We start from the raw sequence: 11,336 nt of genomic DNA, 5'->3' as shown, positions 1-11,336 counted from the left end.
CCTCTTACGCCGGTTCGGTGATGGCGCGGCGTGCTATGGCCTCCGCACCACGTCGGCAATGCGGCACTGAACCGATACCGAACGTTCACCAAGATCAACGATCACCTCGGCGGCGCGGTCAGCCACATTCGACGACACCGCCCCACAGCCGCAGCGGGCCGCACTCAGCGCGTGGACCCAGGAGTTTTGCTGCTTTACTATGGAACTAGTAAATCAGCAAAGGGGCCACCGTGTTCGTCTTCCGGCTCGACACCCACTCCGGCGTGCCGCCGTACCTGCAGCTCGTCCAGCAGGTCCGCCAGGCGGTGCTGCTCGGCTTCCTCCACCCCGGCGACCGCCTCCCGCTCATCCGCGAGGTGGTCGAGGACCTGGCGATCAACCCGAACACCGTCGCCAAGGCGTACCGGCAGATGGAGCAGGAGAACCTGGTCACCGGCCGGCCCGGCCAGGGCACGTTCGTCACCGAACAGCAGTCGGCCGCGATGTCGGCGTCGACGTACACGTCGCTGCGCCGCGGCCTGGTGACCTGGTTGCGCCGCGCCTACGCGGCCGGCCTCGACGAGCAGGCTGTCAACGCGCTCTTCGCCTCCGTGCACGAGCAGACGAAGAACGAGGACGTGGCGTGACAGCGGCCGAGTTCGCGCTGCGCACCGACGGCGTGGGCAAGCGGTACCGGAAGGGCTGGGCGCTGCGCGACTGCACCCTGGCCCTGCCGGCGGGCGGCGTGATCGCCCTGGTCGGGCCGAACGGCGCGGGCAAGACCACACTGCTGCGCCTGGTCGTCGGGCTGCTGGCACCGAGCACCGGCACGGTGGAGGTCCTCGGCCAGGACGTCACCGCCAGCACCCCGCAGACGCTGTCCCGGATCGGGTTCCTGGCCCAGGACCACCCGCTGTACAAGCGTTTCACCGTCGCCGAGATGCTCCGCTTCGGCCGGTCCTGCAACCTGCGGTTCGACCAAGGGCTGGCCGAACGCCGGCTGGCGAGGCTGGGCATCCCGCTCGACCGCAGGGCCGGCACGCTCTCCGGCGGGCAGCAGGCCCAGGTCGCGCTGGCCCTGGCCCTGGCGAAGCGGCCGGACCTGCTCGTCCTCGACGAGCCCGTGGCGAGCCTCGACCCGTTGGCACGGCACGAGTTCCTGCAGGTCCTCATGGGCGCGGTGGCCGAAGGCGGGGTGACCGTCCTGTTCTCCTCCCACGTCGTGCACGAGCTCGAGCGCGTCTGCGACCACCTGATCGTGCTCAACCAAGGCCGGGTCACGCTCACCGGTGACATCGACACCCTGCTCGCCGAGCACCGGCTGCTCGTCGGCCCGCGCACGGCCACCGACCTCGACCGGGCCGGCACCGTCGTGGAGGCCGTCCACAGCGACCGGCACACGACCCTGCTGGTGCGCGACGGCGCGCTCCCGCCCGCGCCGGGCTGGCAGCCCCGGCCGGTCGCACTGGAGGACCTGGTGCTGGCGTACCTGCGCCGGCCGTCCGAGCAGAGCGCCGCGGTCACGTCGGAGGTGGCGGCATGGCGTGGTTGATCTGGCGTCAGCACCGGACCGAGGTCTGCGTCCTGGGTCTGCTCATCGGCATGTTCGGCGTCGCCCTGCTCCTGCTCGGGACGCAGGCCCACGACCTGTTCCCCGGCGGTCCCGCCCGGTGCGCGGGCGAGGCCGGTGCCGACGAGGCCTGCACGGCCTCCTTCCGCCGGCTCGACGAGGAGTACGGGTTCGTCGAGAACCTCTTGGCGGCCTTCTACCTGGTCCCCGTCGTCATCGGCGCGTTCCTCGGCGCACCGCTGCTCGCGCGCGAACTGGAGGAGGGCACCTGGCAGCTCGCCTGGACCCAGGCCGTGCCGCGGATGCGTTGGCTGGCCGCCAAACTCGCGGCACTGGCCGGCGTCACGATCGCGCTCACCGGGATGTTCACCGCGGTGCTCACCTGGTTCCGCCGGCCGTTCGACGCGTGGGAGGGCCGGTTCCAGTACGACGCCTTCGACCTGGAGGGCCTGGTTCCGATCGCGTACGCGCTGTTCGCGTTCGGCGTCGCGACCGTCGCGGGAGCGCTCCTTCGGCGCAGCCTGCCCGCGTTCGGCGTCGCCTTCGGTGCGTTCCTCGCCGCCCGGATGGCGGTGGCGCTGCTGGCCCGTCCCGCGTACGCCACGCCGCTCACCACCGTCGAGCCGGTTCCCGTCGACGGCTCGAAGGACCTGCCCGTGCCGAGCTTCGCCGACTGGATGATCGAGCGCGGCTACGCGGACGCCACCGGGCGCAGGCTGAGCTCGACCGAGTACTACGAGCTGGAGGCCGCCGCCAACCGGGCAGGCACCAACCTCAACCAGTTCCTGCACGAGCGGGGCGTCCAGCAGTTCGGGGTCTACCACCCGGCCGACCGGTTCTGGACGTTCCAGCTCATCGAGACGGCCCTGTTCGTCGTTGTCGCGGCGGTCTTGATCGGCGTGGTGGTGTGGCGGGTGCGACGCCGGCTGATCTAGTGCCCTGACACCGCGGGCGTGCTGAGCCGCGCCGGCACCGGGGTGATCACGTCCCAGTGCTCGACGATCTTGCCGTCCGCGACCCGGAACAGGTCCCAGCAGGCGACTTGCTCACCGAACTCGCGGACGAGCGCGCGGGACCGCTCGGTGTCGACGGCGGCGGGCAGCACCGGACCGTCCGTCTGGGACCGTCCGCTCGCCGTGTGCTGCACGACCGGGGTGAGCGCGTCCCAGTGTTCGGCGAGCTTGCCGTTCTCGACGCGGAAGAGGTCGAACGCGACCAGCGGCTCCGGCCCGAAGCCGTGGTGGACGCCGTGCAGTGCGACGAGGTCGCCGTCGGCGATGACGCGGGCGAGCTCGTAGTGGAAGCCCTCCGGGAGGGTGGCGACGAGTGCGCGCAACGCCTCGGGGCGTCACCGATGAGCGCGCTGACTGGCGGTAGCGCGGGGAGTTCGGGTTCTCGTGGTCGGGCCGGGTGCGCCGGTCGACCTGCTGTGCCAGCTCGTCGGCGTGCTCCTGCTGCGGATCGCCCGGCTGCGGACCGGTGAGGACGTGGCCGGTGACCCGCGGTTCGAGCGGTTCCGGCAAGAGCTGGAGCGGTCGTTCGCGGTGAGCCGCCACGCCGCCGACTACGCCGCACGGGTCGGGTACTCGCCGCGGCCTGAACCGGATCTGCGTGGCGGCGACCGGGCGGTCGGCCAAGGCGTTGATCGACGCACGGGTGGCGTTGGAGGCCAAGCGGCTGCTGGTGCACACGGACCTGTCGGCGGCGGCGATCGGGCACCGGCTGGGGTTCAGCGAGGCCACGAACTTCGCGAAGTTCTTCACCCGCGAGGCAGGCGTGTCACCGGGCGCGTTCCGCGAGTAGCTGCTCGATCGTGCGGCTGGCGATGCCGGCGAGGAACCTGTTGGTGTCCCGGTAGTACGGCAGCGCGAGCACGGCCAGGTGCAGCGCCCAGCCCCGTGCGCGGGCCCAGGTGGCGTCGTCGAACTCAGGCAGCTCGCGCCGGAACGCCTTGCGGCCGCGTTCGTCGAGGTAGAGCCACGCCGTCATGAGGTCGGCCGCGGGATCGCCGACCCCGGCGGTGCCCCAGTCGATCACCCCGGTCAGCCTGCCGCCGGTGAAGAGCAGGTTGCCCTGGTGCAGGTCGGCGTGCAGCCACCGGCCCGGCCGATCCCAGCGCGGTGCGGCGAGCGCCTCCTCCCAGATGGCGACCAGCCGAGGGTCGCCGCCGAGCTGGGCGATGCAGCCGCGCACGGGCTCGTCGTTGTCGGAGGCGTCCAGGCGGCCGCGGTAGGTGGTCCACGGCCGGCCGGTGGCGTCGATCCCGTGCAGCGCGTGGACCAGTTCGGCGAGCCGGACCGGGGTGTCTGCGTCCACGTCCTCGACGCCGGCGATGTCACCGCTGAGCCACCGGACCACCGACCACCGGTGCGGGTAGCTCTCGATGGGCTTTCCCAGCGCGAGCGGTTCCGGCACCGCGACCGGCAGGTGCGGCGCGACCAGTGGCACCGTCGCGGCTTCCTTGACGGCCTCGTCCTTGGCCCAGTCCAGCCGCGGCAGCCGCACCGCGAGCTCGTCGCCGAGCCGGTACATCGCGTTGCTGGTGCCGCCGTGCTCCACCTGGACGATCGGCAGGCCGTGCCACCGGGGGAACTGCGTGCGGACGAGTTCGTCCACAAGCGACACGTCGGTGTGCGCGACGGCGTTCGGCATCCAGGTCTCTCCCCCAAGCAGATCTCGGCCTCCGCATGCAACCCCGTGCACAGATCTTCGGCAACTTCTTTTAGTCCTCCGTGCTGGGGCCGGCCATCACCGCGCTTTCAGTCGATCACCATGGAAACGTTCTCACGCACAGAAGCTGTGGAATCCACTACTAGTCCGGCTGTTCGAATGGGCCAACGGGGATCGCCTCGGGAGCACCGCGGGATTTCGGACTGACGGAGCTGATGGATGAACACCTCCAGCGAGAAGGTTGTCGAGGCGCTGCGCGCGGCGGTGAAGGAGGCCGACCGCCTGCGCCGCGCCAACCGGCAACTCGTCGCCGCGGCCACGGAACCGGTCGCGATCATCGGCATGGCCTGCCGGTTCCCCGCCGGCATCAGCACACCCGAGGAGCTGTGGGACCTGGTGTCCTCCGGCAGGGACGCCATCACCGGCTTTCCCGCCGACCGGGGCTGGGACGTCGACGCCCTGCTCGGCAGCGGCGAGGACGCCCGCGGCAACAGCGTCTCCGTGCAGGGCGGCTTCCTGCACGACCTGGCCGCGTTCGACCCGGCGTTCTTCGGCATCTCCCCCCGCGAAGCCGTCACCATGGACCCCCAGCAACGCCTCCTGCTGGAGGTCTCCTGGGAGGCACTCGAACGCGCCGGCCTCGACCCCACCGCCCTGCGCGGCTCCCGCACCGGCGTCTACGTCGGCACCAACGGCCAGGACTACGAACACCTCCTCATCCGCGGCCTCGACGACGCCACGGGCGACGTCGGCACCGGCATCGCCGCCTCGGCCGAGTCCGGCCGCATCTCCTACGCCTTCGGTTTCGAGGGTCCGACCGTCACCGTCGACACCGCCTGCTCCTCGTCCCTGGTCTCCCTGCACCTGGCCGTGAACGCCCTGCGCGGCGGCGAGTGCTCCCTGGCGCTGGCCGGCGGCGTGAACGTGATGTGCACGCCGGGTTCCCTGATCGAGTTCTCCCGTCAGGGCGGCCTGGCCCGCGACGGTCGCTGCAAGGCCTTCTCCGACGACGCCGACGGCACGGGGTGGTCCGAGGGCGTCGGCGTGCTGGTGCTCGCCCGGCTGTCCGACGCTCTTTCGGCCGGCTACCCGGTGCTGGCCGTGGTGCGCGGGTCGGCCGTCAACTCCGATGGTGCTTCGAACGGTTTCACCGCCCCGAACGGCCGCGCGCAGCAACGGGTGATCCGCTCCGCCCTGGAGCGCGCCGGCTTGGCACCGTCCGATGTGGACGTCGTGGAGGCGCACGGCACGGGCACTCCGCTCGGTGACCCGATCGAGGCGCGGAGCCTGCTGGCCACCTACGGCGCTTCGCGTGCCACGCCGTTGCTGCTGGGCTCGGTGAAGTCGAACATCGGGCACACGCAGGCCGCCGCGGGTGTGGCCGGTGTGATCAAGATGGTGCAGGCGATGCAGCACGGCGTGGTGCCGGCGTCGCTGCACGTCTCGCAGCCTTCGTCGCACGTCGACTGGGCGTCGGGTGACGTCTCGCTGGTGACCTCCGCGGTGTCCTGGCCCGCTTCCGACCGCCCGCGCCGGTCCGCCGTGTCGTCGTTCGGCGTCTCGGGCACGAACGCGCACGTGATCCTCGAAGCCGCGCCCGACCAGCCCGTCTCCGCCGCCCCGGAATTGTCAGACCCCTCTGAGATGATTGGAGTGGGGACTTCGCGTCCCCCCAAGGGGGCCCGTGACGGCAATTCCGAGTCCCTGGGCTCGGCGCGCCCGCAATCCGCGGCGCGCAGCTGCCCGCTCGTCGTGTCGGCGAAGTCCGAGCCCTCCCTGCGCGCCCAGGTCGACCGCATCCGCGCCCACCCCGGCAACCCGGAAGACGTCGGCTACTCCCTCGTCACGACCCGCGCGCTGTTCGAACACCGCGCCGTCCTCCTCGACGACATCGAGATCACCGGCCAGGCCAAGCGCACCGAGCTCGCCGTCCTCTTCACCGGCCAAGGCGCCCAACGCCTCGGCATGGGGAAACAGCTCCACGACCGCTACCCCGTCTTCGCCGCAGCCTTCGACGCCTGCACCACCGACGACCTCAAACAGATCATCTGGGGCGACGACGAGGACCTCCTCAACCAGACCGCGAACGCCCAACCCGCCATCTTCGCGTTCGAGGTCGCCCTCTACCGCCTGCTCGAAAGCTTCAAGATCACCCCGACCCACCTCGCGGGCCACTCCATCGGCGAGATCGCCGCGGCCCACGTGGCCGGTGTTCTCACCCTCGACGACGCCACAACCCTGATCACCGCCCGCGCCACCCTCATGCAGGCCCTCCCGCGGACCGGCGCGATGATCGCGGTCCAGGCCACGGAAGCCGAAGTCCGCCCGCACCTGACCGACACCGTCGACATCGCCGCCGTCAACGGCGAGACCTCCGTCGTCATCGCCGGCGACGAGCAAGCCACCGTCCGAATCGCCCAGCGCTGGAAGCACAAGCGCCTCAAGGTCTCACACGCGTTCCACAGCCCTCTGATGGAACCGATGCTCGCCGACTTCCGCGCAGCCATCGCGAACATCACCTTCAACGCACCCCAGATCCCCGTCCAGGCCACCGGCGACATCACCACCGCCGACTACTGGGTCAACCACGTCCGCGACACCGTCCGCTTCCACGACAACGTCCAAGCGCTGGGCACCAAGACGTTCCTCGAGGTCGGCCCGGACGGCGTGCTCGCCGCCCTCGTCGACAACGCCATCCCCACCACCCGCAGGGACCGCGACGAGGTCGACACGTTCGTCACGGCCCTCGCTCGCCTGCACGTCACCGGCACCGCGGTCGACTGGCTGCCCTGCTACCCCGGCGGCCGCCGCACCGACCTGCCCACCTACGCGTTCGACCACGCCCCGTACTGGCCGTCGGTCTCGGTCAGCACCGGCGACGCGGCCGGCCTCGGCCTCTCCCCCTCCGGCCACCCGCTGCTCGGCGCGGCCATGACCGTCGCCGGCTCGGGCGAGCTGATCCTCACCGGCACGCTGTCCGGGTGGCCGGTCTTCCCGACCGCCGGGTTCGTCGAGCTGGCGCTGAAAGCCGCCGACCTCACCGGCCACGACGCGGTCAGCGAGCTCACCACCCTCGAGCCCCTGGTCCTGCCCGGCAACGGGTCCGTCCAGGTCCAGCTGCACGTCGCCACCGACGGCCGCTTTACCCTGCACTCGCGCGCCGACCAGGTGTGGGTCAAGCACGCGGAAGGCACGCTCGGCGTCGGCGGCAAGCCCAAGGGCTTCGGCGCGGTCTGGCCGCCGAAGGGCGCCAAGGTCGTCGACATCGACGGTCTCGACGAGGGTCCGCTGCGGGCGGTGTGGCGGCGCCGCAACGAGGTCTTCGCCGAGGTCGCCCTGTCCGCCGAAGCCGGTTTCGGCGTTCACCCCGCACTGCTGGACGCCGCGCTGCACGCCGCGACGTTCCTCGGCGCCGACGGCGACCCCGCGGACTGGCGCGCCGTCACCCTGCACGCCTCCGGCGCCGAGGTGCTGCGCGTGCGACTGTCCGACCAGGACGGCAACGTCAAGCTCGCCGCCGCGGACGCCGACGGTGCGCCCGTGCTCGACGCCGTGGTCACGTTGCGGCACCTGGAACCCACCCGTCGCGCCGAGCTGTACCGGCTGGACTGGGTGCCGGTCGAGACCACCGAGGCGAACGACATCGCCGCGCTCGGTGCCGACCTCCTCGAACTCGGTGTGCCGGTCGTGGACTCGCTGGCGGGCGAGCTCACGCCGGGCACCGTCCTCGTGCCGGTGATCGGCGACGACGACCCGCACGACCTGGCCGAACAGGCGCTGGCGCTCATCCAGGAGGCACTGCTCACCCCGACCCGGCTGGTGTTCGCGACGCGCGGCGCGGTGTCCGGTGACGACGTCGCGGCCGCGGTGGTGTGGGGTCTGGTGCGGTCGGCGCAGGTCGAGCACCCCGGCCGGTTCCTGCTGCTCGACGTCGACGAGACGCTGCCCGACGGGGTGACGTCGCTGTTCGAGCTGGGCGAGACCCAGGCGGTGGCGCGCGACGGCGAGCTGCGCGTCGGCCGGATGGCGCGGATCGCTCCCCAGCCCGTCGACCGCAGCTTGGGCGAGACGGTTCTGCTGACCGGTGAGGCGACCGAGATCGCGCAGCACCTCGTTGCGGCACATGGTGTGCGCAAGTTCGTCGTGATCGGTTCGTGTGAGGCCGACGCCGAGGTCACGCTGACGACGTGGGACGAACTGCCGTCGCTCGTGTCCTCTGTGGACGCCGTTGTCCACGCGATCGACGTCCGTGACGACGGTGTGGTCGGCGGGTTGACCGACGAACGCCTCGGCGCCGTGCTGCAGGCGAAGATCGACACGGCGTGGCGGCTGCACGAGCTGTGCGGTGACGTGCCGTTCGTGCTGCTGACGTCGGTCGCGGAGGTCGTCGGCGCCGTCGGCAAGGGCGCGCACGCCGCCGCCAACAGCTACCTCGACGCCCTCGCCGCCCACCGCCGCGGCCTGGGCCTGCCCGGTCTGGCGCTCGCGATGGACACGTGGGACCCGGCGCTGTTCGACGCCGCGATCCGCACGGACGAGGCGTTCATCGCGCCGCGTGTCGCCGAGCGCGCGCGTCCGGGCCGTCGCACCGCTTCCAACGCCCGCAGCGGCGGTCTCGCGTTGAGGCTGACCGGGATGGCGTCGGCCGACCGGCTGCCGTTCGTGGTGGAGGTCGTGCGCGAGGAGGCCGCGAAGGTCATCCAGGCGGGCACCGTGGCCGAGGACCGCGACTTCCGCTCGATCGGCTTCGACTCGCTGACCGCGATCGAGCTCCGCAACGCCCTGGCCCTGACCACCGGCCTCGAACTGCCCGCGACGCTCGTCTTCGACTACCCGACCCCGCAGGCCGTCGCCGAACACCTGCTCGCGTCGCTGACCGGCATCGGCGCCGACGACGACGTCGTCGCCCAGGGCGTGGCGGATCCGGACGACCCGATCGTGATCGTCGGCATGGCCTGCCGCCTGCCCGGCGACGTGAGCTCGCCGGAGGACCTCTGGCAGCTGCTGGTCAACGGCGGCGACGGCGTGACGCCGTTCCCCCACGACCGCGGCTGGGAGGCCGAGGCGATGGGAGGCACCGTCGAAGGCGGCTTCCTGCACGGCGCACCCCAGTTCGACGCGGCCTTCTTCGGCATCTCCCCGCGCGAGGCCCTCGCGATGGACCCGCAGCAACGCCAGCTGCTCGAGGTCGCCTGGGAGGCCGTCGAACGCGCGGGCATCGACGCGTCCACGTTGCGCGGCACCAAGACCGGCGTCTACATCGGCACCAACGGCCAGGACTACACGAACCTGATCCTGCGCGCGCAGAACGAGGTCGAGGGCCACGCCAGCACCGGTCTGTCCTCCGCGGTGATCTCCGGCCGCCTCTCCTACACCTTCGGCCTCGAAGGCCCCGCTCTCACCGTCGACACCGCGTGCTCGGCATCGCTCGTCGCGCTGCACCTGGCCGTGAGCTCGATCCGCTCCGGCGAGTCCACGATGGCCCTGGTCGGCGGTGTGACCGTGATGTCGACCCCGATGAGCTTCGCCGGCTTCAACGCCCAGGGCGGCTTGGCCGGCGACGCGCGTTGCCGCTCGTTCTCCGAGGACGCCAACGGCACCGGCTGGGCAGAAGGCGTCGGCGTGCTGGTGGTCGAACGCCAGTCCGACGCTCTCCGCCAGGGCCACCGCGTCCTCGCCGTGGTCCGCGGTACCGCCATCAACCAGGACGGCGCCTCCAACGGCCTCACCGCCCCCAACGGCCCCGCCCAGCAACGCGTCATCCGCCAGGCCCTCGCCAACGCCGGCCTCACGACCTCCGACGTGGACGCCGTCGAGGCCCACGGCACCGGCACCGTCCTCGGCGACCCGATCGAGGCCCAGGCCCTGCTCGCCACCTACGGCCAGGACCGCGACATCCCCCTTTACCTGGGCTCCATCAAGTCCAACATCGCCCACGCCCAAGCCGCCGCCGGTGTGGCCGGCGTGATCAAGCTCGTGCTGTCGCACCAGCACCGCCTGCTCCCCCGCACCCTGCACGTCACCTCGCCGACCTCGCACGTCGACTGGTCGGCGGGCTCGGTCTCCCTGCTCACCGAGAACACCCCGTGGCCGTCCGTGGACCGCCCGAACCGCGCCGGCATCTCGTCGTTCGGCCTGTCCGGCACCAACGCCCACGTGATCATCGAAGCCGCCCCCGAACTCCCCGCCGACGCACTCTCCGAACCACCCGCGGCGGGCCCCGCCGAGCACGTCCCGCTGCTCGTGTCCGCGAAGTCCCCGGCCGCCCTCCAAGCCCAGATCGACCAGATCACCGCTCTCGTCGACACCGGCGCGAACCCGTACGACGTCGCGTACTCGTTGCTGCGCCACCGCGTGATGTTCGACCATCGCGCCGTGCTGCTCGACGGCACCACGATCGCCGAGGGCGTCGCATCACCCAAAACGCTCGCCATCCTCTTCAGTGGCCAAGGCGCCCAACGCCTCAACATGGGCAAAGAGCTCTACGAAACCCAGCCCGCCTTCAAAGCCGCCCTCGACGAGATCACCCAGCACCTCGACATCACCCCGGTCATGTGGGGCGACGACGAAGACGCCCTCAACCAGACCGGCAACACCCAGCCCGCCCTGTTCGCCATCGAGGTCGCCCTCTACCGCCTCGCCGAAAGCGCCGGCATCACCCCGAAACACCTCGCCGGCCACTCCGTCGGCGAGATCGCCGCGGCCCACGTCGCCGGCGTCCTCACCCTCGAAGACGCAGCGACCCTCGTCAAAGCCCGCGCCACCCTCATGCAGGCCCTCCCGCGGACCGGCGCGATGATCGCGATCCAGGCCACCGAGGCCGAGGTCCGCGAACACCTCACCGCCAACGTCGACATCGCCGCCGTCAACGCCGAGAACTCCGTCGTCATCGCCGGCGACGAGTCCGAAGCGCAGCAGATCGCCGCTCGCTTCCGCAAGACCACCCGCCTCAAGGTCAGCCACGCGTTCCACAGCCCCCTGATGGAACCGATGCTCGACGACTTCCGCTCAGCCATCGCGAACATCACCTTCACCCCACCCCGGATCCCCATCCAGACCACCGGCGACGTCACCGACCGCGTACTGGGTCAACCACGTCCGCGACACCGTCCGCTTC

6 protein-coding genes and 1 pseudogene are annotated in these 11,336 nt (G+C 71.5%); 5 read left to right on the top strand and 2 right to left on the bottom strand.

Annotated elements, in window-relative coordinates; all coding sequences use genetic code 11:
- Positions 1-230: 230 nt before the first annotated feature.
- From BBK82_RS31705 to BBK82_RS31695, 3 genes are read left to right on the top strand one after another with little or no spacing between them, the layout of a single operon-like run.
- Entirely contained in the window at positions 231-626 is a 396-nt protein-coding gene (locus tag BBK82_RS31705; RefSeq protein ID WP_065918272.1) for a GntR family transcriptional regulator, read from the top strand.
- A complete protein-coding gene (locus BBK82_RS31700) occupies positions 623-1,531 on the top strand; it encodes an ABC transporter ATP-binding protein (RefSeq protein ID WP_065918271.1) in 909 nt (302 codons plus the stop codon). Before BBK82_RS31705 ends, BBK82_RS31700 begins: the two co-directional genes overlap by 4 nt.
- Complete coding sequence (locus BBK82_RS31695) at positions 1,519-2,484, top strand: ABC transporter permease subunit (protein WP_065918270.1); 966 nt, start codon at positions 1,519-1,521, stop codon at positions 2,482-2,484. Before BBK82_RS31700 ends, BBK82_RS31695 begins: the two co-directional genes overlap by 13 nt.
- Here BBK82_RS31695 and BBK82_RS31690 read toward each other — a convergent pair.
- A complete protein-coding gene (locus BBK82_RS31690) occupies positions 2,481-2,885 on the bottom strand; it encodes a nuclear transport factor 2 family protein (protein ID WP_065918269.1) in 405 nt (134 codons plus the stop codon). The two genes, BBK82_RS31695 and BBK82_RS31690, sit on opposite strands and share 4 nt — an antisense overlap.
- A 275-nt stretch (positions 2,886-3,160) precedes the next feature.
- Here BBK82_RS31690 and BBK82_RS52940 point away from each other — a divergent pair, with 275 nt between their 5' ends.
- Positions 3,161-3,352 carry a helix-turn-helix domain-containing protein gene (locus tag BBK82_RS52940; RefSeq protein WP_065918268.1) on the top strand — a complete coding sequence of 64 codons (192 nt, stop codon included), beginning with the start codon at positions 3,161-3,163 and terminating at the stop codon, positions 3,350-3,352.
- Here BBK82_RS52940 and BBK82_RS31680 read toward each other — a convergent pair.
- On the bottom strand, positions 3,329-4,201 hold the full coding sequence (locus BBK82_RS31680) for an aminoglycoside phosphotransferase family protein (protein ID WP_065918267.1): 873 nt from the start codon (positions 4,199-4,201) through the stop codon (positions 3,329-3,331). The two genes, BBK82_RS52940 and BBK82_RS31680, sit on opposite strands and share 24 nt — an antisense overlap.
- A 237-nt stretch (positions 4,202-4,438) precedes the next feature.
- Between BBK82_RS31680 and BBK82_RS54650 the strand changes: the two are divergent.
- Positions 4,439-11,221: pseudogene (locus BBK82_RS54650) on the top strand (type I polyketide synthase); the annotation flags it as partial.
- Positions 11,222-11,336 lie beyond the last annotated feature (115 nt).

The organism is Lentzea guizhouensis, from assembly GCF_001701025.1.
Classification (GTDB): Bacteria; Actinomycetota; Actinomycetes; order Mycobacteriales; family Pseudonocardiaceae; genus Lentzea; species Lentzea guizhouensis.
This window is presented reverse-complemented; position numbering and strand designations above follow the sequence as displayed.

Coding starts and splice junctions, on each gene's coding strand:
- BBK82_RS31695 (WP_065918270.1), top strand. CDS start 1,519: ATGGCGTGGTTGATCTGGCGTCAGCACCGGACCGAGGTCTGCGTCCTG.
- BBK82_RS31680 (WP_065918267.1), bottom strand. CDS start 4,201: ATGCCGAACGCCGTCGCGCACACCGACGTGTCGCTTGTGGACGAACTC.